The following is a 25,490-nucleotide window of genomic DNA, read 5'->3' on the forward strand; positions in this document are numbered from 1 at the left end:
CCGCGTTTCGAGCACGTGGTGTCTCGATCAGCCGTGGGGCGCGTTTTCGCGCCCAGTGACCCCCAGGTGACCCCCGTCGTTTTCTGCGGCCTCTGCGTCGGCGATTCGACGCAGGTGTGCACGTCTTTGCTCTTCGCCCAGTACATGCGCGTATACGGCGAGCACGGTGCGAGGATCGTCGCCGAGGTATTCGGCAACCTCGTTCACCGGGGTTCCGAGCCGCAACCAGGTCGAGGCCGCGTAGTGCCGGAACGCATGACGCCGGAACCCCAGTGGGAACTTCCTCACGACCCCGACAGAGAGCTGCCCGCCTGACTCGTTGGTGAAGAGGTAGTCATCGGGAGCCTTCCCCGCGGAGTGCTGCTTCATGATCGCGAGCGCGCGGGGCGAGAGCGGGATCTGCCGGGTCCCGCGCCACGACCTGGGATCCTTCTCGGCGTATCGATCCGAATGTGAGCGGTTCACCAGGAGTTGGGGGAGCGGGACCTCGGCGAGCCAGTCGACCCGGATTGCCCGCAGCTCACCCCATCGCACTCCGGTCAGCGACATGAACTCGAAGACGTCCGAGATCAGGGCACTGCGCTCGCGGATCGCTTTGAGCGTGCGCGTCATCTGCACCGCGGTCGGGATGTCCTTGGGCCCGACCGCGTGTTGGGCCACAACGGACAGCTCGGGGATCTTGGCCATCGTGCGGATCGGGTGAGGCTGATGGAGTAGACCCTGCTCGTCGGCATACGTGAACATCGCGCTCAATGTTGTCTTCGCGCGGGCGACCGTGGATGGCTTCTTCCCGCTCCGGACCTATGCCAGGAGGTGAGTCCGCATGTCGGCCGCATGGATCGAGGCGAGTGGGCGTCTTAGCCTCGATCCACCGATGAGCCTGGGTGTTGAGCAGGTGTCGTGACGTAGAAATGCCCCTCTGACCGGGAAGAATGGAGCTTGCTGAAGGTCCTATTCGCCGAGTCGGAGAGGCATCTCGTAGGTGCAATTCAAGCATGCTCCCGCTGGCGTGTCAGCGATGTTCGACGATCCGAATCTCGTGTCGACCGCGGGTCTGGGAACACGTCGCCGACGCCCCACTCGCCCTGCCCGAGGCGCTCGCCGCCTCGATCACGTTTCTTCTCAGCGACGACGGAGTCAACGTCTCCGGTGTAGTCCTGCCTTCCGACGGCGGTGAGTCCGTGTTCTGAACGCGCGCGACCCTCCATCCGAGGGTGACGCCAGTCGAGTTGACTGGGCACTCGATCAAGTTTCGGCGGGTCGCGTGTCGCGGACGGGGGTGCCGGTCGCGGTCCAGCTGGCGAGCATCTTGAGGGCGTCGGCGGAGGGGGATCCTGGTTCGGCGGTGTAGGTCGAGAGGTGCAGCCCGGGGTCGGCGGGGAGTTCGAAGGCTTCGTAGGTGAGTTCGACGTCGCCGACGATGGGGTGGCGGAGGCGCTTTGTCCCGGTGCGGTGGAACCTCACGTCGTGTGCGGCCCACAGGGTGCGGAACCGTTCGGAGCGGGTCGAGAGTTCGCCGACGAGGTCGGTGAAGCGCTTGTCGAACGGGTTGCGGCCGGCTTCGCCGCGCATCGCGGCGACGAGTTCGGCGGTGACCTGGTCCCAGTCGGCGTAGAAGTCGTGCGCGACGGGGTTCAGGAACGCGAACCGCGCGCTGTTGGGGGCGGGGTCGTCGAACACGGGGGAGTAGAGCGCGCGTCCGAGGCGGTTCGCGGCAACGTAGTCGAACCGGTCGTTGCGGATCAGGGCGGGGGCTTCGGTGATCGCGTCGAGGAGGCGCTGGATGCTGGGCCGCAGCGCGCCGGTGGCTCTGCGGGGCTTGCGGGCGACGGGTGAAGACGCGGCGGCACGGGCGAGGTCGTGCAGGTGCGCGGCTTCGGCATCGTCGAGCTGCAGGGCGCGGGAGAGAGACTCGAGGACGCTGTCGGAGGCCCCCGAGAGATCGCCGCGTTCGAGGCGCGTGTAGTAGTCGACGCTCATGCCGGAGAGGAGCGCGACTTCTTCGCGGCGGAGTCCGGGGACGCGCCGGTGTCCGCCGAAGGCGGGGAGCCCGGCTTGGTCGGGGGTGAGGCGTGCGCGGCGGGTGGTGAGGAATTCGCGCACCTCGCTGCGGTTGTCCATGCCTCGACGGTACGCCGATCGCGTGACGGGAGGGAGGGTCTGGCAGTACCGGTCACACCCGTCACTGCCACCGGATGTCGGCCGGTGGTGGACTCGAGACATCCCCGAGCAAGGAGCCGAGCATGTCGACCAGCACGATCCCGAACCTGACCCTGAACAACGGCGTGGTCATGCCGGCCCTCGGACTCGGCGTGTTCCAGAGCCCGCCGGAGGAGACCGCCGCGGCCGTCGAGACGGCACTGCGCGTCGGGTACCGGCACATCGACACTGCTGCCGCGTACGGCAATGAGCGGCAGGTCGGTGAAGGCATCCGCCGGTCTGGTCTCGACCGGGACGAGGTGTTCATCGAGACGAAGGTGTGGGTGTCGGACTACGGGTACGACAACACGCTCCACGCGTTCGAGAAGTCGACCGGCAAGCTCGGCGTCGACACCCTGGACCTGCTCATCCTGCACCAGCCGGTGCCGTCCCGGTTCGACACCGTGGTGACCGCGTACCGGGCGCTGGAGTCGCTGCTCGCGGCGGGCCGGGTGCGAGCGATCGGAGTCAGCAACTTCATGCCGCACCACCTCGACCGACTCCTCGCGGTGACGGACGTGGTGCCGGCGGTGAACCAGGTGGAACTGCACCCGTACTTCACGCAGCCGGCCGTGCAGCAGGCGAACGAGGCCCACGGCATTCTGACCCAGGCGTGGTCGCCGATCGGCGGGATCACCTTCTACCCGGGGTGGGGAGACGAGCGGCGCAGCGTAATGCAGGACCCGACGATCGCCGACATCGCGGCGGGGCATGGGAAGTCCCCGGCGCAGGTGATGCTGCGCTGGCATCTGCAGCAGGGTCGTTCCGCGATCCCGAAGTCTGTGAACGTGGGCCGCATCGCGGAGAACTTCGACGTGTTCGACTTCGCCCTCACGCCCGATGAGCTCGCCCGCATCGACGCCCTCGACACCGGGGTGCGCAGTGGCCCTGACCCGGACCAGCCTCGCGACGCGTTCTTCGACCTGGTGATTCCCGAAGCATGAGCACCGTGACGATGACCTCACCGACTGCGCCGATGCGCCCGGGGGAGCCATTCACCACACCGGAAGGGGCCCGCCCATGACCACCTGGACCACCACCGAACTCACCGAACTCGACCGCGCCGGCGAGGTGCGCGTCGCGGGCCGCCGTGCCGACGGATCCTCTCGAACCCCCACGATCGTGTGGCACGTCGTCGTCGACGACACCCTGTACCTGCGGTCCGTGAAGGGCCCGGACGGGCAGTGGTACCGCGGCGTCGCCCGCCACTTCGACGGCTTCCTGCGGTGGGGCGGCCAGACCCGGCCGGTCACGTTCACCCTCGACTCCACCCGGGACGCGCAGATCGATGCGGCGTACTTCGCGAAGTACGGCACCGGCTCCCCGTCCCGCGCCATCACCAGCGCCCTCGCGAAGCAGACCACGCTGCGCGTCGACCCCCGCTGATACGAAAAGGACCACTGATGAAGGCCACACTGATGTACGGCGCGGGAGACGTCCGCGTCGAGACCGTCCCTGACCCGGTCATCGAGCATCCGACCGACGCGATCGTCCGCACGGTGCGGGCGTGCGTGTGCGGATCGGACCTGCACCCGTACCACTCTCTGCCGCACGGCGATCACGGCCGCCCGATGGGGCACGAGCTGATCGGCGTCGTCGAGGAGATCGGGGATGCGGTCACCACCGTCACCCCCGGCGACTTCGTGATCGCGCCGTTCGCATACCAGGACAACACCTGCGTGTTCTGCCGCGAGGGCTTCCACACCTCCTGCCTGTACGGCGGGTTCTACGGATCACCCGAGGTCGGAGGGCTGCAGGCCGAGTTCGCCCGCATCCCGCAGGCCGACGGCAGTCTCGTGAAGGTCCCCGGCACCGACCCCGCATCCGCCGACGAGGGACTGCTCGCGTCGCTGCTCTCCTTGTCGGACGTCTACCTCACCGGCCACCATGCCGCGCACATGGGGCGGGTCGCACCGGGCAAGACCGTCACCGTGATCGGCGACGGCGCGGTGGGCCTGTCGGCCGTGCTCGCCTCGCGCCGGCTCGGAGCGGAGCGCATCATCCTGATGGGCCGCCATACCGCACGCACCGACCTCGGGATCGAGTTCGGCGCCACTGACGTCGTCGCCGAGCGCGGAGCGGAGGGCATCGCACGGGTACTCGACCTCACCGGTGGTGAGGGCAGCCATGTGGTGCTCGAGGCCGTCGGCCACATGCCCGCGTACGAGCAGGCGTACGGGATCGTCCGTCCGGGCGGGGTGATTTCCCGCGTCGGCGTGCCACAGTACGAGGACGCGCCGATCGGGTTCGGGTCGCTGTTCGGGAAGAACATCACCCTCACCGGCGGACCCGCCCCCGTCCGCGCCTACCTGGAACCCGCCATCCGTGACGTGCTCGACGGGGTCATCGACCCGGGCCGGGTGTTCGACCGCACCGTCGCCATCGACGACGTTCCCGCCGGGTATGCAGCGATGGACGCCCGTCAAGCCCTCAAAGTCATGATCGCGTTCTGACGCGACCGGAGAAAGGAACCATCATGCACACCCGCACACTCGGCCAGGACCTGGAGGTCTCGGCGATCGGCCTCGGCTGCATGGGCATGTCGCAGAGCTACGGCCCCAACCCCGGCACCCGCGACGACATGATCGCGGTCATCCGCTCCGCCGTAGACCACGGCGTCACCTTCTTCGACACCGCCGAGGTCTACGGCCCCTACGTCAACGAAGAGCTCGTCGGCGAGGCGCTCGAACCCGTCCGCGACGACGTCGTCATCGCCACGAAGTTCGGATGGGACATCCAGGACGGCCGCATGGTCGGACTGAACAGCCGCCCCGAACAGATCCGGGCCGTGGCCGATGCCTCGCTGAAGCGGCTCCGCACCGACGTGATCGACCTCTTCTACCAGCACCGCGTCGACCCCGCCGTGCCGATCGAGGACGTCGCCGGCACCGTCAGCGAGCTCATCGCCGAGGGCAAGGTCCGCCACTTCGGCCTGTCGGAGGCCTCCGCCGCGACCATCCGCACCGCCCACGCCGTGCAGCCGGTGACCGCGGTGCAGAGCGAGTACTCGCTGTGGACGCGTGACCCCGAAGCATCCGTCCTGCCGACCCTGGCCGAACTGGGCATCGGGTTCGTGCCGTTCAGTCCCCTTGGCAAAGGATTCCTCAGCGGCACCGTCGACCAGGGCACCGCGTTCGGCGCGGGGGACATCCGTGCGACGATTCCGCGGTTCACCGAGGCGAACCGGGCCGCGAACCGCGCGCTCATCGACCACGTTGCGACGCTCGCAGCCTCGAGGGGCGCCACCTCGGGGCAGGTCGCACTCGCGTGGCTGCTCGCGCAGCACCCGTTCATCGCGCCGATCCCCGGAACCCGCCGCACCACCCGCATCGCCGAGAACGCCGCCTCAACCCAGGTCGCACTCTCGGCCGACGAACTCGACGACCTCAGCCGACTCGCCGCCCGCGTCGGAGTCAGCGGCGACCGCTACAACGAGCAGCAGATGTCCTACGTCGACGCATGACCCGAGGGTCGTCCGGACGCGGCGACCCCGGGGAGGGAGTGAACTCGCGGCTGGACTGCCAGCTGGCTGCCTCGGGCCCCGCTCAGCTCGCCCGCGACGTCACCCATCCCGCATCGACGGAACGTCGACGCGGCGCCTGTCCGCGATGACCTCACGCGAACGCGAAGTCCTCGCACTCCTCGGCGACGGACTGTCGAACCGTGACCTCGCCCGGCACCTCGGGATCAGCGAACGCACCGCCGGCGCCCACGTCAGCAACCTGCTCATGAAACTCGGCGTCACCTCCCGCACCCAAGCCGCCATCCTCGCCACCCGCCCACGGTGATGATGCCGCAAGGGCTCGACGGGCAGTGCAGTGGTCTCGAGCCAGGTGACCCCCGGGTGACCCCGAGCATGCTGAGGATCGGGAGGAGTAAATGAGCGCGGCGTGCGTGGAGTGCGTGATGAGCGATCGAACGCCCGCTGGAAAGAGCCTGATCAAGAGCAGATATCCGCATGATTCCGCGGTAGAGCAGGCCGCGCGAAGCTGTGCCGGGGTTCGTGTCGTGTGACCCTGCTAAGGTGGAGTCCCCTCACGGGGACCGAGGGTTCAAAATCCCTCCGTCTCCGCGGAAAAATCCCCGGTCAGCCGGGGATTTTGCGTTTGCGCTGATGATGCTCGAGATGCCCGATCTGGCGGCGGGGTCCCCCAAAGGTCCCCAAAGTGGGGACCCCCAGGGGGCCCTTGCGACCGATATGGACAGCGGTTTCGGGAGAGCTGCACCCTCATTCGGCGCGGAATTCCGCGGGTTTCCGGTCGTCGTGATCGCCGGAGAGAGCGACTCACCCGACCTGCCGACCGTTCACGACTTCCGGAATGTAGCCGTACCCGTGCTGGAGCGCATGCACAATCGGCGCCGTCGCGTTGTCGCCAAGGAAGGCTTCTCGATCTCGACCGAACGCGGGTGACGGCGCCGTGCGGCGCACGTCGAAACCGGTCGCGTCGAGTTGACAGACTGTTGAGGTGGCCGACCTATGCTTGGTCCGTTGCTCCCTCCCGTCTCCGGATTGGCGGGGATTTTATTTGCCCCGGGGAAGCCATCGTGCTGCGCGCGAGGCGAGGATGGCCCAGGTCAGGTGAGGGCGTTGATGACTCGGCGGGTTTGCGTGTACGTAGCGTGCGGGTAGAGCGCGACGGCGGGGAGCTCTCTCAGGCGGTCGGGGAGCGCTTCGATGACCACGGCGACGGCGGGCTGGAGGCCTGCGGCGATCCGTAGAGCGAACTCCCGCAGCTGCCCTTCAGCGAGCCCGGTGTCGGCTTCGAGGCGTCGGATGCTGTCGGCGTTGAAAGTGCCGAGAGTGTTCGCGCCGTCGACGGCGATGGCGAGCTCGACGTTGTCGAATACGGCAGGGTCGTGCGCGAGGACTTGCTCTCGCTGCGTGAACGGGAGCGAGGTGTTCAGGTCGTAGAAGGGGGCGAGCACGCTGCGACCGGGCACGTGGGTGAGGGAGTAGTTCTTGGAGTGGCCGTCGTTGTGGCCGATGATCCAGGAGAAGACGTGCAGCTTCGCGAACCGCTCCTTGGCGGTCTTGGCGTCGACGGCGCTGAGGTTGCGGTCGAAGACCGTGAAGATGTCGCGGTAGCCGGGGCCGCCATCGGACTCATACTTTTGAACGTGCGAGGTCCCGGTGGCTTGCGCGAGGTCTTCCTGGTGGAGTCGGCCGATGGCGCCGTTGTTGTCGAAGCGGTCGAAGCGTTCCACGATGAGGACGTGCTCGCCGTCGAACTCGGCGATCACTGATGCGGCCGCATCGATCCCGAGCAGGCGCGCGACCTGCAGGGTGATGTGCTCGGTGACGTCGGAGCCGGGCAGTGGCTGGATGCCTGGTTTGAAGATGTGTGTCGACGGCTGCCGCCCAGAGGGCTCGAACCACTGGTCGTTGCGAAGGGTGAGCGCGAACTTTCCCTGAGCGCCGCCGAGGGAGAACCCTTGTTCGACGGCGCGATGCTGTAGCCAGTCGGAGTCGTCTCGACGGATCTGCCGGATCCGGTCGCCGATCTCGTTCTCGGTGAGCGGCGTCAGGTTCTCCTCCTGCCTGGGTGATGTGCCTGCAGGGTAGAACTCGAGCGCGCCGGCGACATCGGCGCCGTAGACGGAGAGCAGATCGAAGGTGCTGTCGCTGGTCAACTTCGCTTCCCGCGCCCAGCGGGAACGGACGTCGGCGCGGTCTGGCAGGAGGTTGCCGAGGAATCGCTTGGTGTCGTCGTTCCCGAACGGGGTGGAGACGACGGGAAGTGTCACGGAGATGGGGACGGGGCTGTCCGATGCGACGTACTCGGGCAGGTAGCGCAACTGCAGGTTCTCGCCTCGCCGGGTGATCGTGCCGACGAAGGCGTCGTAGAGGTACACGTCGAGGGTGCGGATCATTCGATACCTGCGGCATCTGGGTCGGCGCCCGTTTGGGCCTCAGCGGAGGTCGGGGAGCCGGCTTCCACCGCTCGCGGCGGATTGTTGAGGACGGAGCCAGGGATGGTGAGACGCTCGGTGAGTCCGCGGGCGGCTGCGCGGGCGGAGGCAAGTGTTGCGGGATCGAGGTTGGCCTCGACCTGCGTGAGGATGCCAGAGGTGTCGATCGGGGGGAGCGAGCCAGGGATCTGCTTGTTGAGCGCTTCGAGCATCCCCGAGTCGATTAGTGGTGTGATGCGCGTGGTGAGTGCGTCAGCCGCGGCCTGGGCGGCACCCCTCGTGGCGACTGCGACGGGAGCAGTGGTGCGGCGGTCGGTGGTGGCGTCCAGGTGGATGCCGAGGTGATCGATGATGAGCAACACCGTATCGAAGGAGGTACCACAGTTGCCGCGTTCGAGGCGGGCGAGGGACTGACGAGTGATGCCGACGGCGTCGGCGACATCCTGCTGGGTGAGGTTCCGCTGGGCGCGGGCGTTCTTTACCAGGCGGGCGAGGTCTGATGGTGTCTGCAACTTCACGTCGATCACCCCAATTTATGTTCGAAAAATAGCACCGCAAGTCTTCGGTAGAAAAATCTACCATCATACTGGATGTACTGTAAATAGAACATCCCAACGATGTGCCAAAAATGCAACACGTTTGGGCATCGTGCCTGGGCATCGCCTCGCGGAGCGTGGAACGCCGACCTCGGTCGCGGCTGCCATGAGGCTTCCCTCGGTCGACGCGGTTATGGTTGAGAGGTGGTTCCCGTCAGCGCGATTGGCGCGGCCACGTCTGAGTGCCGGCAGAAGATCAGTGAAGACCGAATCCAGGTTGCGGCGGGGGTCCCCCAGGGGTCCCCGAGCATCCCGTGAACGTCGATGATCGCGTGGCTCCCGTGGATAGCGTGCCTCACGAGTTGCACCAAGCGCTCCGAAAACAGCCTGATCAAGCCCGGATTGCGCGGAATCTCGCGGAATCCGGACCAGTGAGCTTGCCGGGCCGATTTGGCCCATTTCGACCCTGCTAAGGTGGAGTCCCCTCACGGTGTCATGTGTCAGGACATCGGTGACGGAACGGTGTCAAGACATCGGTGACACTTCGGCTGTGGTTGGTGGTGACACTTCTCGGTTCTATTTGTGAGGGATGAGCCGCGTTGAGCCTGTCGATTCCCGTGTCCGTCTCGCGATCGCGCAGTGGCCGCCAGACGCGCCGCGGGGCGCGGTGACCACGTTCTGCGCCGAGCACTCGATCTCCCGCAAGACGTTCTACGCGATCCGCAAACGCGCCATCGAGGAGGGCCAGGCCGCGGCGCTCGAGCCCCGCTCGCGACGGCCGAAGTCGAGCCCATCGACGATCGCCGGGGAGGTGAAACGGCAGGCGGTCGCGGTCCGGGCGGCGTTGGAGTCGTCCGGGCTGGACTGCGGGCCGATCAGCGTGCACGACAAGATGACGACGCTCGGGATGACCCCCGTCCCCTCGATCGCCGCTCTCGCTCGAATCTTCCGGGAGACCGGCGTCGCACGCAACCAGCCGAGGAAGAAGCCGCGGGCTGCGTACCGGCGGTTCGTGTATCCGGCACCGAACGCGTGCTGGCAGCTGGACGCGACCGAGTACGTCCTCGCCGGCGGCCGGAAGTGCGTGATCTTCCAACTCATCGACGACCACTCCCGCTACGCCGTCGCCTCCCACGCTGCCGTCGGCGAGACCTCCCGCGACGCAATCCGCGTCGTGCGCAAGGCGATCAGAGCGCACGGGGTCCCGCAGCGGCTGCTCACCGACAACGGTCTCGCCCTGAACCCGTCACGCCGCGGGTTCATCGGACAGCTCGTCGACTACGTCTATCAACTCGGGGTCGACCCGATCACAGGGAAGCCATACAAGCCGACCACGCAGGGCAAGAACGAGAGATTCCACCAGACACTGTTCCGCTACCTCGACAAGCAGCCCATCGCCCGCAACCTCGGCGAGCTGCAGGCCCAGGTCGACGCGTTCGACCACATCTACAACACCGAACGCGGACACCAGGCACTGCCCGGCCGGATGACGCCGCTGCAAGCGTGGGAGGCGACGCCGAAGGCCACCCCGCCTCGGCCCCGGCCGTCGCCGCCACGGAAGCCGGAAGACCCGCTCCCGCCCGCACCGTCACCGAACGGCCGGGTGCTCGACGGGATCCGGATCGCGACAGTCCACCCGAACGGGTCGATCAAAGCCCGCGGCATCATCTTCAACGTCAGCTACCCACTCCGCGGCCAGGAAGTGTTCGTCCTCTACGAGCCCGCCGGGATCATTATCTTCGACGACCGCGGCACCCTCATCGTCGAGCACCTCTGGCCGCCGCCGGGCATCAAGTACGTCGGCAACGGCAAACCCCGCGGACCCAAGAAGAAGGAAGTGTCACCGATGTCCTGATACACGAACTGTCACCGATGTCCTGATACAGAACCGTCACCGATGTCCTGAGACATCACAGGAGTCCCCTCACGGGGACCGAGGGTTCAAATCCCTCCGTCTCCGCAGAAAAAACCCAGATCAACGGCTGTTTATTTCGCCTCTGCCACGAAATCCGCCATTTCTGCCACGTGTGCGAAGCGTTCGGCGCTGAGCGATCCGCCCGTGTTCGCGATCGCCCGCTCATCAACCTGCTCGTTTGAAGTCGTCGAGGGGTGAAGAATCCGCGTGTCCGCCAGGGAGGGCGGGGGCGTATCCCTCGGTCTCCAGGGGGCCATGCGAACGCCTCCACTGCGGCCTCCGTTCCTCCACAACGGCGGATTCGGGCGCGCCGTCCCCAGCCCGTCGGATGTCGCGATCGGAGCGACGTCCTCGTCGGGATGCTGGCCGCATGGGAATCCGCTACTACGCATATGCCTTCGATGCCGACCTTGCTCAGCAGGCGGTCGATGACCCGCACAGCATCCTCTCCAGCGATCCGCTCGCTGACGCGTGGGGCTTGGAGCCGCACGCGAGCGTGAGTATCGCGACGTTCGAGCAGGTCTCGCCGAAGCGCGACATGCTCTATCTCGACAAGGCATGGTCCGCCCTGCAATCCCTCACGTGTCCGACGACCGATGTTCCGGACGCAGGCTCCTGCTACCGCATGTTCGAGGGGAGCGTAACGATGCATGGGCTCGGGTGGGACCCGTGGGTGAGGACGATCCTCCCGGCGGAGATGCCGGCGATTCGGGACGACCTCTGTGCGATCGACGAGGACCAGGTGCGAACGTGGGCGCGCACCTGGCGCAGCCGACACGGAGCCGACGATGACGACGAGCTCCGCTACGTCCTCGACTACCTCACGCGGGCACAGGAGTTCGTCGAGGCGCTCGCGACAGACGGTCGCGGGATGGTCTACCTCATCGGGTGACTCAGTCCGAGCTATCCGCCGCCGCGTCAACGGATGTCGGTGTGTTCCTTCAGAATGGACGCGTGCCCGCCGTCGCCCAGGTTCTCGAGCTCGCCCAGCTTGCGGAGCGCGATGCGGCGTGGAAGCTGCTTCGAGCCGACAGTGCACCCGTGGTCGCCGGTCTTCTCGGCACCCATCTGGGTGGAGACGAGCGCCGCGTCGACGCTGAGGAGCTGTACGAACGGATCGATGCCGACCTCGAGCGGCTCCGTGCGCAGGGGCTGGTCTTGCCGCTGACAGCGAAGGGGTACTGCGGGGAGTGGCGATCGGCCGGCTTCCTGGTGCGTCGGCCGTCATCAGAAGCGCGGGGTGAGACGCTCGAGCTTTCCCCGGATGCGATCGCCGGGATCCGCTTCTTGCAGGGGCGTGCCGCCCCGCGTTCGCGTGTGACCGAGTCTCGGCTTGCGAGCCTTGCGGCGCAAGTCCGTCGCCTCGCGATCGACACCGATCCTGATGTGTCAGCGCGCATCGCACTGCTCGAGGAAGAGATCGAGTCGATCGGGCGGCGGATCGAGAGCCTGCGTTCGGGTGACGAGACCGCGGTCGACGAGGACCGGGCGCTCGAGCGCGTTCGCGATGTGTTGGCGCAGGCGGCGGACCTGCCGGACGACTTCGCTCGGGTTCGGGCCGAGTTCGAGACGTTGAATGCGTCCCTGAGGGCGAAGATCGTCGAGTCCGATGTCTCTCAAGCATCGGTCGTCGACGAAGTCTTCCGCGGCATCGACCACATCTCCGACTCCGATGCCGGCCGCAGTTTCGCCGCCTTCTCTCAGCTCGTGCTCGACCCTGCACTCGGGGCCGCGTTCGAGGCCGACATCCGCCGCATCCTCGACCGCGGATTCGCTCGCGACCTCACCTCGGATGAGCGCCGAGCACTGCGCTCCTTCCTCACCACGCTCAAGGGACGAAGCGCCGAGATCCACGATGTCATCACCCTTTTCGCCCGGGCGCTCCGCCGCTACGTACAGTCGCAGGACTACCAGCGCGACCGGGTGCTGAGAACTCTTCTGCGGGAGGCTCAGCACGCGGGGGTGGAAGCCGCCGCGCATACGCGCCCTTGGTATCCGACATCCCTCACGCTGGATCTCTCTGCTGTCGCGCTGTCAAGCGTCGGGGCAATCGACCTTCACGATCCCGCCGAATTCGCCGCCACCGAAGAAGTCGTCACGCAGACGGCATCCCTCGCGAGCATCGAGGAGCTGCGGGCGATTGCTCGCGAGACCGAGATCGACTTCGACGAGCTCACCCGGAACGTCAACGACCTGCTCGCCGAGGTGCCATCGTGCACCGTCGCAGATGTCCTTGCTCGATACCCCGCAACGCAGGGGGCCGGCAGCGTGATCGGACTTCTCTCGATTGCTGCCGAGCAGGGCACCGTTGACGATGAGCCCGAGGTACTCGCTTGGCAGGGCGCCGACGGAGTTCCGCGTGCCGCGATCGTCGCCGCGCACCGATTCACTGGAGCGGTGACATGACCGAACAGACTGCGGATGCCGTTTCCGACGAGCACACTGGCCTCTGGCGCGGCGACGCCGGCGAACTCCCCGATCGCACGCGGCGGGTCTTGCTGCGTCTGGTGCGCGGCCCATACCTTTCCGGCGCGCGCGAGGCACAGCTGTGGGCGGTGCTGCTGACCGACGAGGCTGTCATCCGCTCCCGGCTCGCCGACCTGTTCCTCGAACTGGTCATCGATCGCGACAACGAGTTCGCCTTCGTCCGCAACGCTCCATCCGACGAAGCCCCGAAGGCAGTGCGATCTGAAGCCTTGACGTTCCTCGACACCGCAATGCTGCTCGTCCTTCGCCAGACGCTGCTGAGCGAGGAGGGTCGCGGTCGGGTGATCGTCGGGCAGACCGAGGTGTTCGAGCAGCTCGCCGTGTTCCGCACCCCGGACCGCGATGAGAAGGACTTCGCGAGCCGCGTCAACTCGTCGTGGAACAAGATGCAGAACAAGCTCCGCGTGCTGCACGCCGTTGGCGATGACCGTGCCGAGATCTCGCCCGTGCTCCGACTGCTCGTCGACGCCGACCAGATCCGCGCGATCACATCGGAGTACCACCGGATCGCCCGAGAGGGCGGAGGAGAATCCGTTGCCCCGTCGACGGATGCCGAGGACGAGACAGAATGACGATGCTGAGCTTTCCCACCGACGAGCCGGAAGTCGATCCGACCAGGCCCGGCCAGTGGCGCCTCGCCCAGATCGAACTCGTCAACTGGGGTACGTTCGCTGGCCACGTCGCCGTGGACCTCGCGCGTGCCGGTCACCTTTTCACCGGCGCATCGGGATCAGGCAAGTCGTCGCTCCTCGACGCGATTGCCGCAGTCATCACCCCCGACAAGTGGCTACGCCTCAACGCGGCAGCTCAGGACGGCGCTTCCCGGCAGAGCGATCGGACGCTGATGAGCTACGTGCGTGGGGCATGGAGCAAGGAAGCAGACGAGACCGCCGATCGGGCCACCACGACGTACCTGCGCTCGAAGGCAACCTGGAGCGGTGTCCTGCTGCGCTACGAGAATCTCCGCGACGAACCGGTCGTCCTGCTGCGGGTGTTCCACGCACCCGGCACGCGCACCGAACCGAGCGCGTTGAAGGACGCGCGGATCTTCACCCGCGGTTACGTGAAGCTTCTCGACGTGAAGCCGCACGTCGAAGGCGGAATCGACGCGCGCCGCATGTCGAAGGCCTTCCCCGACGCGTTGATCACCACCGGCGGGAGACACGGACGCTTTCATGAGCGCGTCATCCGTCAGTTCGGCTTCCGTGGAGATGCGACGCTTCAGCTTCTCCACAAGACACAATCAGCGAAGAACCTCGGCACCCTCGACGCGCTGTTTCGCGGGTTCATGCTCGACCAGCCGGGAACCTTCGCGCGGGCCGAGACCGCCGTTGAGCAGTTCACGGAGCTCGATGCCGCGCACAAGCACGTGGTCGACCTGAGGAAGCAGGCTGATGCGCTCCGCAAGGTCGACGAGGCGATCACCTTGTTCGACCTGGCCGGAGCCGAGATGGCGGCGATCTCTGATCTGCACGACGCCGTCGAGCCCTTCACTGCGGGACTCAAGCTTCGGCTCGCGAAGGATGCCGCAGGCCCTGCGCGCGCCGTGCTGGCGCGCGCCGAGAGCGAGCTGAGCGACGCCGTGCGGGAGCAGCGGTTGGCAGGCGAGGCGCTGGAAACCGCGAAGGCGCGGGTCCGGGACGAGGGCGGCGCGCGCGTAGAGCTTCTGCAGGAGCGAATCGACAGTGCGCAGCGTTCCGAGGACATCACTAGGCAGTATCTAGCTCAGCTGACCGCAGAGCTGATGCGCATCGGCGCACCCATGCCCGAAGACCCCGAGCAGTTTGCGGAGCTCCTTGCCGCGGCCGTCACCGAGGTTGCGCGCGACATACCCGCTGTGTCGTATGAGGTGCGTGACGCCGCGAGTCAGGCGCGTAAGGCGCTGGACGAAGTCACCAGGCAGATTCAGGCGCTGAGAGACCACCGGAGCAACCTCGACGAGAAGCTTCTGAGCGCACGACGATTCCTCGCGGACGCTGTCGGTGTGCCGGCATCGACATTCCCCTTTGCCGGCGAGCTGATCTCGGTCGCCGAGCAGCACTCCGCTTGGCGCGGCGCGGCAGAGCGAGTGCTCGCTCCGTTTGCGTCGACGCTCCTCGTGCGGGACGAACATCTCGTCGCCGCACGTCGGGCAGCCGACTCGCGAACACTCGGTGTCCGGCTCGTCGTCGAAGCGGTCCCGCACGCCGTCGATGAACCGCGTCGCCCCAAGGATGCCCGCTCACTCGTTCATCGCCTCGCGGTGAGCGATGGGCCCTTCGCGTCCTACGTCCGCAAGCGCATCGCCTCCGAGTTCGACTACGCCTGCGTTTCGCACCCCGACGAGCTTGATGACGTCGAGCGTGGCGTCACGATCGGTGGCCTGGTAAAGCGCAACTCACGCAGGTATGAGAAGGACGACCGTCACGAGATCGGTGATGCCACTCGATGGGTGCTGGGCGGCGACACCCACGCGCGGCTCGAGGCATTGCTTGAGCGTCGTCGGGAAGCGATGGCGGCGATGGAGGAAGCATCCGCCCGCGACGCCGAGGCCGACTCGTTTCGTCAGGACGCTGTCAGTCGGCGCGACGTCTTCACACGCGTATCGACGTTCAGCTGGGACCAAGTGGACCTCGCATCCGCGATGGCGGTGACCGCGGCCCAGCGCGACGATCTCCGGGTGCTCACCAGCGAGTCGGGGACGCTCCGCGAAGCACAGGGGGCCGCGGAGCGAGCGACCCGGCGACTGGACGAGGCGAACGAGAAACACGCACGGTCGCTCGGAGCCCACGCTGTCGCCCGCAATCACGTCGAGAGCATCGCGGCGCAGGTCGCCGAACTCGAGGCCACCCCATATGCACCGGTCGAGGAGCGGATCGCCGACGCCCTCGAAGGCCGGTTCCGAGCCGAGCGACGCTCCGTGAGCCTGGAGACGGTGGACGAAGTCGCGCGAAAGGTGCAGTCGGCACTCTCGAAGGAGAAGGACGCCGCGGCCGGCCGCGCAGCGGATGCTGAGGCCAGCTTCGCCGGGCGCGCCGCCGAGTTTCGGCTCGGGTGGCCCGCTGCATCTGCAGAGTTGACTGCTGACATCCGTGACCGCTACGGCTACCGGGAACTGCGCGAAGGCATCATCGCCCGCGGCCTGCCCGAGAAGGAGTCCGAGTTCCGCAAGCTGTTGCGGGAACGATCGCAGGACGTCGTCGCACACTTGCTCAGCGATCTCCGCGACGCCCCGGGTCTCATCCGTGAGCGAATCCTCCCCGTCAACGCATCCCTGGGACGGTCCCCGTTCGAGGGAGCGGACCGCTTCCTCGAGATCGATGTGAAGACGACGCGGGCCCAGGAGGTCGACGAGTTCCTCACCGACCTCCGCCGCATCGTTGAAGGCAACTGGGCCGACGAGTCGGCCGCCGGTGCCGAGCAACGATTCGCCGTGCTGCAGCGCGTAATCGGTCGACTCGGATCCAAGGACCGCGTCGACATCGACTGGCGCAACCGGGTGCTCGACACGAGGCTTCACGTGAGCTTCCTCGCGCGGGAGAAGGACGTCGCCGGCCGGGTTGTGCGGGTGTATGACTCCGCAGAGGGCTTGTCGGGTGGTCAGCGGCAGAAGCTCGTCATCTTCTGCCTCGCGGCAGCGCTGCGGTACCAGCTGACTGAAGAAGAGGACGAGGTTCCGAGGTTCGGGTCGATCGTGCTCGATGAGGCGTTCGACAAGGCGGACAGCCGATACACGCGCAACGCGATGGAGGTGTTCCGCGAGTTCGGATTCCACATGGTCCTCGCGACACCGCAGAAGCTGCTGCAGACGCTCGAGCCGTACGTGGGCGCGATCACGTCGGTATCGAACCCCGACCGCGACGCCTCACGGCTGGCGAACGTGGTGTTCTCGGTCGATGAGGCTGAGGTCGCCACCCCGCCGCACGCGGAGTCGCGCGCGTGACCACGCTTGTCACACCGTCTGACCTGCACGCGCGAGCGAAGAAACTCTTCGACCGCGATGCACGCACCTGGGCCGCCGAGCAGCAGACCGATGTCGTGCTCGACGTTCCGCTGCGCCCGCCAACGGAGCGGGAGGCGCTGAACGATCTCAATCTGGTTCGACGGTGGGTCGACGCCTGGCGCGGTGTGAGCGAGGACTCGGGTATCGAGCTCGAGTGGGTCGTCCGCCATTGGTCACGCATCGGGTCGCAGGAAGTCCCCATTCGCGCGGTGCTGCGCGGTACGGATTCGATCGCTCGAGCGGCGGGCGAGGCGGATGCTTGGCGACTTCTGGTGGCGCGACTTGACGAGTTGCGGGGCCTGGCAGGCTCTGATGCCAGCGGCGTGCTCCGCGCCCATGGCCGCGCGATCGCCGATCTCGATGGCGCCGATTTCCACAGGCTCGTCCATGTGCTGGCCTGGTTGCGCGAGAATCCGGAATCGGGCCGCCTGGTGCGAGAACTGCCGATCCGCGGCATTCACACCAAATGGATCGAATCTCGCCGCGGACTCGTGGAAGCGTTGCATCGGGCGGGAACCGGAGCGCCCGGACTGGGTCTTCGCGAGCCGTCACCGCTCATACGGATCCGTGCTCTCGATCCGTCGCTCTCGTTCCAGGGGCTCACCGATCTGTCGGCGCCCGTCGACGACCTTGCGGCGAGCACGATCCGACTCGAGCGCGTGTTCGTATTCGAGAACCTCGCCACCCTGCTCGCGATGCCCGATGTGCCCCGAGCTGTAGCAGTGCACGGTGGCGGTCACCGCGTCGATCTCGTCGCCCGCCTCCCGTGGGCGCAGACGGTCACCTACTGGGGCGATCTCGATTCGCACGGATTCGCCATACTCAACCGACTTCGATCCAAGGGAGTGGACGCAACGTCGGCATTGATGGATATGGATACTCTGTTCGATCACCGTGATCTGTGGGGGATCGATCCCGCTCCCAACGTCGGCGTGTTCGAGCTGCTCACGCCTGATGAGCGCGCGACTCTCCAGGCGATGAGCGCGGAGGGCAACATACGCCTCGAGCAGGAGCGCATTCCGTGGAGCTTCGCGCTCGCGCGGCTCGGGGTGTGTTGACGACGCATCTGATCGTTGCCCCAGCACGCGCCTATCGACCTGTTGGTGACGCGTGGTACCGTAATCGCAACAAACGCAATCTCCTGCGTTTACGTGTATTGGGGTGATTTCTGTGTCTCGCGCTGCAGTTGTTGAAGAGACGTACCTTCCCAGCAGGGGAGTCGAGCTTGCCCCGGTGCTTGACTTCTTCGCCGCCCATGAGGCCGCCGGCCGGGCTCTTCCCGAACCAAGGTACTTCCTCGCCGGGGCGCGTCCAGGCGACCAGGTCGAGCTTCCGGAAGAGGTCTACCTCGCACTCCGCAAGATCGTGGACGCAATGCAGAGCGGGCTGGCCGTGTCAGTTGTACCCCAGACAACACGGCTCACCACCCAGCAGGCAGCGGATCTCCTGAACGTGAGCCGCCCGACCATCGTGAAGCTCCTCGACGAGGGCGAGATCCCGTTCGAGAAGGCGGGAACGCACCGACGCGTACTCCTCGCGGATCTGCTTGACTATCGGGAGCGCCGGCGGGAGCGTCAGTACGACGTGCTCGCCGCCACGCGTGACGGTGTCGACGAAGACAACATCGACCATACGCTCGAGGACCTGAAAGCGGCGAGGAAGGCAGTGGCAGCGAGGCGGGCTGCCCGACTCTGACCTCGCAGGCTGACAGGATGGGGGCGTGTTCACGGCGACTCGCCGCGATGCGGTGCGAGTTCGCCGACGCGGAGGCCGAAGGCTGGGAGCCGCTCGAGGGCACGTTCGGGCTTCCCGATCCGGACGACGAGCATGTGGTCGCCGCGGCCGTCATCGCGGGAGCCGGAGCGATCGTCGCCGAGAACCTGAAGGACTTCCCTCCAGGCAAGATTCGCCGGGCATTCAGGTGCTCAGCGCCAGGGATTTCGCGAAGAACACTGTCGCGCTCAACCCAAGGCATGCGCTCGCCGCGGTGCAGGAGATCGCGATTCGTTCCGGCCGCTACGGTGCAGCGCTCACCGTCGAGGAGATTCTCGACACCTTGCGAGATCGATACGGCATGATCGAGGCCGTCGAGATGATGGTCGAAGCTGCATCCGCGTAGTCTCCAGATCGCGCGACAGAAGGGCGGTGCAGCCACCTGATCTCGCGCCGAATACCCGCCACGTTTCTGCCACGAATCGAACCCGGCTCACCTGATCGAGGAGCACGTCCGCCACGTCAGAACCCGCGGAATCATGCGGTTTCGACCCGTCTCGGTTGCCGTCGGCGCGATTTCACATCCCTCCGGCTCACCTCCGTCTCCGCCATTCGTCTCCGCCATTGTCTCCGCCGTTCTTGTCCAGCTCTGGGGCCTTCTTCTGCGGCGCTGCCGCCGGTCCACGGCGGGAGCGTTCGGGCGCGGACTCTTCGATCGTGGTGTCGCGTGGGAGCGCGTCGTCACTTGCTGTCACACTGTTGCCCCTCTCGCGCACGGATCTAGCCTGACAACACCGCGCGCGCCCGCCGCGGGTCGTCTATCCCGAGGAGTTGCCATGACCGTGCTGTCTGAAGTGCTCGAAGCGAACGGCCGCTACGCCGACGCTTTCGGAGACAAAGGCGAGCTCGCCCTGCCGCCTGCGCGGGGTTTCGCAATCCTGACGTGCATGGACGCGAGGCTCGACCCTGCGAAGTTCGCCGGCCTCAGCGAGGGCGACGCGCACGTCATCCGCAACGCCGGGGGGCGTGCTTCCGACGACGCGATCCGATCGCTCGTGATCTCGTACAAGCTCCTCGGCACGCGCGAGTGGTTCGTCATCCATCACACCGACTGCGGCATGGAGTTCTTCACCGACGAGGTCATGCGCGGGCTTCTGGCCAGCAGCCTCGAGACGGCTGCGCTCGGTGAGAAGGGGTTCTACGACGTCGGCGAGGGACCGGGCTCGTCCGAGGCGAAGTACATCGACTGGCTGACGATCTCGGATCAGGCGGCCAGCGTGGCCGAGGACGTCACGCGCATCAAGGCGCACCCCTTGGTCCCTGCGCGTATCGCGGTCTACGGCTACCTCTACGACGTCAAGACCGGACGCCTCATCGAAGTGCCCGACGCGACCGCCGCAGGGCGCGCCACGGCGTGAGCTCGGCACTCCCGCCCTGTCGCGGATTGCGGGTAGCGTGAGAGGTAACCACGTGACACGGGGTGCCCCGCGGGGCTGAGATCACACCCGTCGAACCTGATCTAGTTCGTACTAGCGAAGGGATGTCGCGCATGACGCGCACGCCAGAAGACCTGCTCGATTTCACCTGCTCTGCCCTGGACGGGGTGCGCGCACACGTGCCGCTCGTGCAGTGCATCACCAACAGCGTGGTGGTCAACGTCACAGCCAACGCCCTCCTCGCGCTCGGCGCGTCGGCGGCGATGGTCGACATCCGGGGGGAGGCGGGCCCGTTCGCGGGAGTCGCCTCCGGACTCCTCGTCAATCTCGGCACGCCGACGCTCGAGCAGCGGGAGGCGATGCTCGAGGCGGTCACCGCCGCCAATGCGGCCGGTACGCCGTGGGTGCTCGACCCGGTCGCGGTCGGCTCGCTGCCGGTGCGCACGCCGCTCGGCCACACGCTGCGAGATCTGCGCCCGACCGTGGTGCGCGGGAACGCCTCCGAGATCATCGCCGTGACCGGCTCCGGCGCGGGCGGGCGCGGTGTGGACGCCTCCGACGGGGTGGATGCCGCTGTGTCGTCGGCGCGGTCGCTGGCGGAGCGCACCGGGGGAGTGGTCGCGATCTCCGGGCCGGTGGACGTCGTCACCGACGGGCGCGACCTCGTGCGGATCGCCAACGGCGACGCGCTGCTGACGAAGATCACCGGCGGTGGGTGTGCGCTGGGCGCGGTGATGGCGGCGTTCGCTGCGGTCGACGACGACCGGTTCGCGACCACCGTCGCCGCGATCACCGTGTACACGGTCGCCGCGGAGCTCGCCGCCGCACGCGCCGCGGGGCCGGGGAGCTTCCAGGCGGCGTTCCTCGACGCTCTCGCCACGGTCGACGGCGCCGCGCTGCGCAGCAGGGCGGCGTTGACGTGAGCATCGACCTGTCGCTCTATCTCGTGACCGACTCGCGCCTCGCCGCGGCGGCCGGCCACGATCTCGTCGAGCTGGTGCGCGCGGCCGCGGAGGGCGGTGTGACGGCGGTCCAGGTGCGGGACAAGGACGCTTCCGCCCGGGTGTTCCTGGACACCGTGCTGCGGATCTCCGATGCTCTCCCCGCGGGGGTCGCGCTGCTGGTCAACGACCGGGTGGACGTGTTCCTCGCCGCCCGTGCCGGCGGGGCCCGTGTCGAGGGCGTGCACGTCGGCCAGTCCGACCTCCCCGTAGGGGCGGTGCGGGAGCTGATCGGCGCGGATGCCGTGCTCGGCCTGAGCGCGTCCACGCCGGAGCAGCTCCGTCTCGCCGCGGCGGGGGCCGCCCGGGTCGACTACGTCGGCATCGGCGCCGTGCACGCGACGACGACGAAGAAGGATGCGCCCGAACCCCTCGGCCTGGGCCGATTCGCCCGGCTCGTCGCGGCGAGCCCCCTGCCCGCGGTCGGCATCGGCGGGGTCACGAGGGCGGATCTGCCCGAGATGCGGTCGGCGGGCGCCGCCGGAGCCGCCGTCGTCTCGGCGATCTGCTCCGCCCCCGATCCCGCGACCGCAGCCCGCGAGCTGCGCGCGGCCTGGGGAGCGGCATCGTGACGGCGCCCCGGCAGATGCCGCGGGTGCTGAGCATCGCGGGAACCGACCCGACCGGCGGCGCCGGCATCCAGGCGGATCTGAAGAGCATCGCCGCCAACGGCGGGTACGGCATGGCGGTCGTCACCGCCCTCGTCGCCCAGAACACGCTCGGCGTCCGCTCCGTGCACGTGCCGCCGGTGGCGTTCCTCGCCGAGCAGCTGGACGCCGTCTCGGACGACGTGACGATCGACGCGGTCAAGATCGGGATGCTCGCCAACGCGGAGGTCATCCAGACCGTGGGGGATTGGCTCGATCGCGCTCTCCCGCCGGTCGTCGTGATCGACCCGGTGATGGTCGCCACCAGCGGCGACCGCCTCCTCGACGAGGAGGCCGAGCACACGCTGCGCTCCCTGGTCTCCCGCGCCGATCTGCTCACTCCGAACGTCCCCGAACTGGCCATCCTCGCCGACGAGCCCGCCGCGACGGACTGGGCGGCGGTCGTGGCTCAGGCGAGCCGCGTCTCCGCGCGATACGGCGTGCGCGTCCTCGCGAAGGGCGGGCACCTCGCCGGAGCAGCACTGCCCGACGCGCTCGTCGACGCGAGCGGCGGCACGGTCGAGGTCGTCGAATTCCCCGGCATCCGCATCGACACGACGAACACGCACGGCACGGGATGCTCGCTGTCCTCCGCCCTGGCCACCCGTTTCGCGCGCTCGCGGGACTGGAGCGGAGCCCTCCGGGAGTCCAAGCGGTGGCTCGCCGAGAGCATCCGTCACGGCGCCGAGCTGGAGGTCGGCGCCGGACACGGTCCGGTCAGCCACTTCGCCGGGCTCTGGGAACGCGGCGGCGTCACCACCGACCCCACACCGGCCGAGGTCGAGGCCGAATGGTGGGAGTGCACCCGCGAGATCCGGCGACGCATCGACGAGCTGCCGTTCGTCCGGGGCCTGGGGGAGGGCACCCTCGACCGGCAGGCGTTCCTCTGGTACCTGGGGCAGGACGCACTCTACCTGCGCGACTACTCCCGAGCGCTCGCCGAAGCCAGCCGTCTCGCCCCGACACCCGAAGAGCAGGCGTTCTGGGCCGGAGCGGCGCAGTCGGCGATCGCGGCAGAGCTGCAACTGCACGAGAGCCAGCTCGCGCCCGGCACACTCGAGGACGTTCGGCCCAGCGAGACCACGACGGCCTATCTGAACCATCTGCTCGCGTGCGCCGGCCGAGGGGACTACGCGGTGCTGATCGCCGCGCTGCTGCCGTGCTTCTGGCTCTACCAGGACGTCGGCGCCCGGCTGCATCCGCTCTCTCATGCCGAGCATCCGTACCGGTCCTGGCTCGACACCTACGCCGACGATGCCTTCGAGGCCTCGACCCGCCGCGCGATCGACATCGTCACGCGAGCCGCGGCGGGCGCGCGGGAGGCGACGCGAGTCGCCATGCGCGAGGCGTTCCGCGTCTCCTCCGATCACGAGCATGCGTTCTTCGCCGTCGCCATCTCCCCGGCATCCTCATACGGGTCCGGTGCTGGCGCGTGCGATGAAGGCGGGGATGCTGTGCAGTTCGGTGGAGGGGGGCGCTCCGCGGAGGATGTCGAGCAGCGCCCGGGCTGACTGCGCGCCGTAGCTCAGGACATCCCGCCGCATCGCGGAGAGGCTGGGGCTCATCCTTTGGCAGAGCAGCGAATCGTCCCACACCATGAGGGAGATGTCCCGCGGCACCTCGAGTCCCCGATCCACGAGCGTGGACAGGACGGTGATCCCGACGAGGTCGTTGTCGCACAGGATGACGGTCGGTCGCACCCGCTGATCGAGCAGCCGGTGGGTGAGGGATGCCGCGGAGCCCGGTGTCGCTCCGAGCTCGAGGATCGTCGGGTCCGGCAGGCCGGCGTCGCGGAGGGCCGCGAGCATCGCCGCGGTGCGGTTGTGGCTGTGCAGGAGCGTCGCGGGTTCCGTGATCCGAGCGAAGTGCCGGTGGCCGAGCGAGGCCAAGTGGGCCACGGCATCCCGCATGCCCGTGTCGTCGTCGGTCCACACGGACGTGACCGAGGCGCTGTCGACGGGGCCGCCCGCGACCACCGTGGGCAGTCCCAGCTCCTCGACGAGGCGGATCCTGGGATCGTCGGTCCGCGGGTCCAGGAGCAGAACGCCGTCGACCGCCCTCCGGGCCCACCATTTCTCGAGCGTCGACATCTCGGTGTCGACATCGGGCACCACCTGCAGCGTGAGGGAGTGGCCCTCGCCCGACAGCACTTCGCTCACCCCCGCGGTGAAGGAGCCGAAGAACGGCTCGGTCGCCACGACCTCGGCCGAACGCCCGATGACCAGGCCGATCGTCTCGGTGCGCGTCGACGATAGCCGCCGCGCCGCATCGTGCGGGGACCAGCCGAGGCGGGCCGCCACCGCGAGGATCCGGTCCCGGGTCTGTGTGGAGACCCCAGGGCGATTGTTGAGGGCATACGACACGGCCGCCGTCGATACGCCCGCCTCGCGTGCGATGTCGCCGATGCGCGGGCGTTCTGCACGATTCACCGTTGAATCTTAATCGGTTAAGTGCTCCGGTGGAAGTGCGCTCGGCGCATGCGGTAGCCAGGCGTCGTTCGACGGCGAACGCCCCCAGCTCCGGGATGGACATGACACTCGCACCTTTCCGCCATGACGGGCCCTGCTTCCCATGACCGCGCTCGGGGTCGGAGTGCTCGGCGTAGGAGACATCGCCCGCAATCTCTACGTGCCGGGCATCATCGAATCCGGTCGCGCGGGCCGCGGGCTGCGGCTCGTGGGCGTCAGCACGAGAAGCCCGGACGGCAGGGCGTGGATGGCCGATCGACATCCCGACATCCGGGTCTACGAGGACTACGCGGCGATGCTGGCCGATCCGGAGATCGAGATGGTCGTGAACCTCACGCCGCCGACGGAGCACGCACGCACGACGCTGACGGCGATCCGCGCCGGCAAGCACGTCTATTCGGAGAAACCCATCGCGACGACGATCCGCGACGCGGACGAGGTCATCGCCGCGGCGACCGCGGCGGGTGTGACCGTCGCGGTCGCCCCCGTGATCGGCGTGCACCCCGAGGTCCGGAAGGCCATCGAGTGGATCCACCGCGGGGCGGTCGGGTCGGCCTCGATGGTCCGGGCCCGCGCATCGCACCCCGGGCCGGCGTGGTTCCCGGACTTCACCACCGATCCGACCTGGTTCTACCAGCCGGGGTCCGGTCCGGTACTCGACGTGGCGGTCTACCCCCTCCACGTCCTCTGTCTGATGCTGGGTCCCGTGCAGCGGGTGACGGCTCTCGCCGCGACGTCGCACCCGCGTCGCGAGATCCGTTCCGGTCCCGCGAAGGGCGAGGTCGTGGACGTCACGACGCCCGACAACGTGCACATGGTGCTCGATTTCGGCAACGCGCGTCTGGCCTCCATCGACGCGACATGGAACGCCCTGTCGGCTCGCGGGCCGCGCATGGAGGTCTATGGCGATCGGGGGGTGCTTCGCGCCATCGGACTGCCAGCGGGCCTACGAGCGGCTCGTCGGAGAGCGGTCGTCGTTCATGGGCGCGGCCTTCGACTGGAGCGGCGGCTGATCCGGCGCGTCACGCAGCGGATCCCGCACCGGCTGCGCTTCGGCGGAGCGGCAGGATCGCGTCCTGCCGTCCTGCTTGCACCTTAAGCGGTTAAGTGATTCTCTGAGGGCCGGTCGCAGTTCCGGCCGCGGGCCCCGGCGGCCCGCCCGGCGGCCCGGTATGCATTCAACGGCGAACGCCCAA

General features: G+C 67.8%; 23 protein-coding genes, 2 pseudogenes and 1 riboswitch. Of the genes and pseudogenes, 20 read left to right on the forward strand and 5 right to left on the reverse strand.

What is annotated here, in order from left to right:
- Window positions 1-27: 27 nt before the first annotated feature.
- Window positions 28-744 carry a tyrosine-type recombinase/integrase gene (locus ACIGCK_RS01390; protein WP_396663211.1) on the reverse strand — a complete coding sequence of 239 codons (717 nt, stop codon included), beginning with the start codon at window positions 742-744 and terminating at the stop codon, window positions 28-30.
- A gap of 338 nt (window positions 745-1,082) precedes the next feature.
- Here ACIGCK_RS01390 and ACIGCK_RS01395 point away from each other — a divergent pair.
- Window positions 1,083-1,190: pseudogene (locus ACIGCK_RS01395) on the forward strand (short-chain dehydrogenase); the annotation flags it as partial.
- A 55-nt stretch (window positions 1,191-1,245) separates the two neighbouring features.
- Here ACIGCK_RS01395 and ACIGCK_RS01400 read toward each other — a convergent pair.
- The gene (locus ACIGCK_RS01400) at window positions 1,246-2,121 is read right to left on the reverse strand and encodes a helix-turn-helix transcriptional regulator (protein WP_396663212.1); all 876 of its coding nucleotides are present in this window, start codon (window positions 2,119-2,121) and stop codon (window positions 1,246-1,248) included.
- 122 nt (window positions 2,122-2,243) lie between these two features.
- Here ACIGCK_RS01400 and ACIGCK_RS01405 point away from each other — a divergent pair, with 122 nt between their 5' ends.
- From ACIGCK_RS01405 to ACIGCK_RS01430, 6 genes are all read left to right on the forward strand, one after another.
- Entirely contained in the window at window positions 2,244-3,143 is a 900-nt protein-coding gene (locus tag ACIGCK_RS01405) for an aldo/keto reductase (RefSeq protein WP_396663213.1), read from the forward strand.
- A gap of 76 nt (window positions 3,144-3,219) precedes the next feature.
- The gene (locus ACIGCK_RS01410) at window positions 3,220-3,585 is read left to right on the forward strand and encodes a DUF2255 family protein (RefSeq protein WP_396663215.1); all 366 of its coding nucleotides are present in this window, start codon (window positions 3,220-3,222) and stop codon (window positions 3,583-3,585) included.
- Window positions 3,586-3,602: 17 nt separating this feature from the next.
- Complete coding sequence (locus ACIGCK_RS01415; RefSeq protein ID WP_396663217.1) at window positions 3,603-4,652, forward strand: zinc-binding dehydrogenase; 1,050 nt, start codon at window positions 3,603-3,605, stop codon at window positions 4,650-4,652.
- A gap of 23 nt (window positions 4,653-4,675) precedes the next feature.
- A complete protein-coding gene (locus tag ACIGCK_RS01420) occupies window positions 4,676-5,662 on the forward strand; it encodes an aldo/keto reductase (protein ID WP_396663219.1) in 987 nt (328 codons plus the stop codon).
- A 136-nt stretch (window positions 5,663-5,798) separates the two neighbouring features.
- On the forward strand, window positions 5,799-5,987 hold the full coding sequence (locus ACIGCK_RS01425; RefSeq protein ID WP_396663974.1) for a response regulator transcription factor: 189 nt from the start codon (window positions 5,799-5,801) through the stop codon (window positions 5,985-5,987).
- A 338-nt stretch (window positions 5,988-6,325) separates the two neighbouring features.
- Window positions 6,326-6,610 (forward strand): hypothetical protein, encoded by a 285-nt coding sequence (locus ACIGCK_RS01430; RefSeq protein WP_396663221.1) that lies wholly within the window; start codon window positions 6,326-6,328, stop codon window positions 6,608-6,610.
- A 164-nt stretch (window positions 6,611-6,774) separates the two neighbouring features.
- On the opposite strand, the gene ACIGCK_RS01435 is transcribed toward ACIGCK_RS01430, so the two are convergent.
- A complete protein-coding gene (locus ACIGCK_RS01435; RefSeq protein ID WP_396663222.1) occupies window positions 6,775-8,070 on the reverse strand; it encodes a HipA domain-containing protein in 1,296 nt (431 codons plus the stop codon).
- A complete protein-coding gene (locus tag ACIGCK_RS01440) occupies window positions 8,067-8,636 on the reverse strand; it encodes a helix-turn-helix transcriptional regulator (protein ID WP_396663224.1) in 570 nt (189 codons plus the stop codon). Before ACIGCK_RS01440 ends, ACIGCK_RS01435 begins: the two co-directional genes overlap by 4 nt.
- A 676-nt stretch (window positions 8,637-9,312) precedes the next feature.
- Here ACIGCK_RS01440 and ACIGCK_RS01445 point away from each other — a divergent pair.
- The 12 genes and pseudogenes from ACIGCK_RS01445 (at window position 9,313) to ACIGCK_RS01500 (ending at window position 23,337) form a co-directional block, all read left to right on the forward strand.
- Window positions 9,313-10,526, forward strand: a pseudogene (locus ACIGCK_RS01445) (DDE-type integrase/transposase/recombinase).
- 404 nt (window positions 10,527-10,930) lie between these two features.
- Window positions 10,931-11,452, forward strand: a complete 522-nt coding sequence (locus ACIGCK_RS01450; RefSeq protein ID WP_396663226.1) for a hypothetical protein — start codon at window positions 10,931-10,933, stop codon at window positions 11,450-11,452.
- Between the two features lie 62 nt (window positions 11,453-11,514).
- Complete coding sequence (locus tag ACIGCK_RS01455; RefSeq protein WP_396663227.1) at window positions 11,515-12,966, forward strand: DUF3375 domain-containing protein; 1,452 nt, start codon at window positions 11,515-11,517, stop codon at window positions 12,964-12,966.
- Window positions 12,963-13,619 (forward strand): DUF4194 domain-containing protein, encoded by a 657-nt coding sequence (locus ACIGCK_RS01460; RefSeq protein ID WP_396663228.1) that lies wholly within the window; start codon window positions 12,963-12,965, stop codon window positions 13,617-13,619. Before ACIGCK_RS01455 ends, ACIGCK_RS01460 begins: the two co-directional genes overlap by 4 nt.
- A 2-nt stretch (window positions 13,620-13,621) precedes the next feature.
- On the forward strand, window positions 13,622-16,969 hold the full coding sequence (locus ACIGCK_RS01465) for an ATP-binding protein (protein WP_396663230.1): 3,348 nt from the start codon (window positions 13,622-13,624) through the stop codon (window positions 16,967-16,969).
- The gene (locus ACIGCK_RS01470; RefSeq protein ID WP_396663231.1) at window positions 16,966-18,087 is read left to right on the forward strand and encodes a DUF3322 domain-containing protein; all 1,122 of its coding nucleotides are present in this window, start codon (window positions 16,966-16,968) and stop codon (window positions 18,085-18,087) included. Before ACIGCK_RS01465 ends, ACIGCK_RS01470 begins: the two co-directional genes overlap by 4 nt.
- Before the next feature lie 112 nt (window positions 18,088-18,199).
- Window positions 18,200-18,724, forward strand: a complete 525-nt coding sequence (locus ACIGCK_RS01475) for a helix-turn-helix domain-containing protein (protein WP_396663233.1) — start codon at window positions 18,200-18,202, stop codon at window positions 18,722-18,724.
- 226 nt (window positions 18,725-18,950) lie between these two features.
- The gene (locus tag ACIGCK_RS01480) at window positions 18,951-19,148 is read left to right on the forward strand and encodes a hypothetical protein (protein WP_330171053.1); all 198 of its coding nucleotides are present in this window, start codon (window positions 18,951-18,953) and stop codon (window positions 19,146-19,148) included.
- A 430-nt stretch (window positions 19,149-19,578) separates the two neighbouring features.
- On the forward strand, window positions 19,579-20,160 hold the full coding sequence (locus ACIGCK_RS01485) for a carbonic anhydrase (protein ID WP_396663235.1): 582 nt from the start codon (window positions 19,579-19,581) through the stop codon (window positions 20,158-20,160).
- Between the two features lie 48 nt (window positions 20,161-20,208).
- Window positions 20,209-20,300, forward strand: a riboswitch (TPP riboswitch).
- Window positions 20,292-21,101: a hydroxyethylthiazole kinase gene (thiM, locus tag ACIGCK_RS01490; RefSeq protein ID WP_396663236.1), complete on the forward strand. Its 810-nt coding sequence runs from the start codon at window positions 20,292-20,294 to the stop codon at window positions 21,099-21,101. (Overlaps the previous riboswitch by 9 nt.)
- Window positions 21,098-21,751, forward strand: coding sequence for a thiamine phosphate synthase (gene thiE, locus ACIGCK_RS01495; RefSeq protein ID WP_396663238.1), 654 nt, complete (start codon window positions 21,098-21,100; stop codon window positions 21,749-21,751). Before thiM ends, thiE begins: the two co-directional genes overlap by 4 nt.
- Window positions 21,748-23,337 carry a bifunctional hydroxymethylpyrimidine kinase/phosphomethylpyrimidine kinase gene (locus ACIGCK_RS01500; RefSeq protein WP_396663240.1) on the forward strand — a complete coding sequence of 530 codons (1,590 nt, stop codon included), beginning with the start codon at window positions 21,748-21,750 and terminating at the stop codon, window positions 23,335-23,337. The genes thiE and ACIGCK_RS01500 overlap by 4 nt, the downstream gene beginning before the upstream one ends.
- Here the strand turns inward: ACIGCK_RS01500 and ACIGCK_RS01505 are convergent.
- Window positions 23,236-24,255 carry a LacI family DNA-binding transcriptional regulator gene (locus ACIGCK_RS01505; RefSeq protein WP_396663241.1) on the reverse strand — a complete coding sequence of 340 codons (1,020 nt, stop codon included), beginning with the start codon at window positions 24,253-24,255 and terminating at the stop codon, window positions 23,236-23,238. The genes ACIGCK_RS01500 and ACIGCK_RS01505 overlap by 102 nt on opposite strands.
- Window positions 24,256-24,397: 142 nt before the next feature.
- On the opposite strand from ACIGCK_RS01505, the gene ACIGCK_RS01510 reads away from it, so the two are divergent.
- Window positions 24,398-25,393, forward strand: a complete 996-nt coding sequence (locus tag ACIGCK_RS01510; protein ID WP_396663243.1) for a Gfo/Idh/MocA family protein — start codon at window positions 24,398-24,400, stop codon at window positions 25,391-25,393.
- The last annotated feature ends 97 nt before the right edge of the window (window positions 25,394-25,490 follow it).

Source organism: Microbacterium sp. NPDC078428, assembly GCF_044542535.1.
Lineage (GTDB): Bacteria > Actinomycetota > Actinomycetes > Actinomycetales > Microbacteriaceae > Microbacterium > Microbacterium limosum.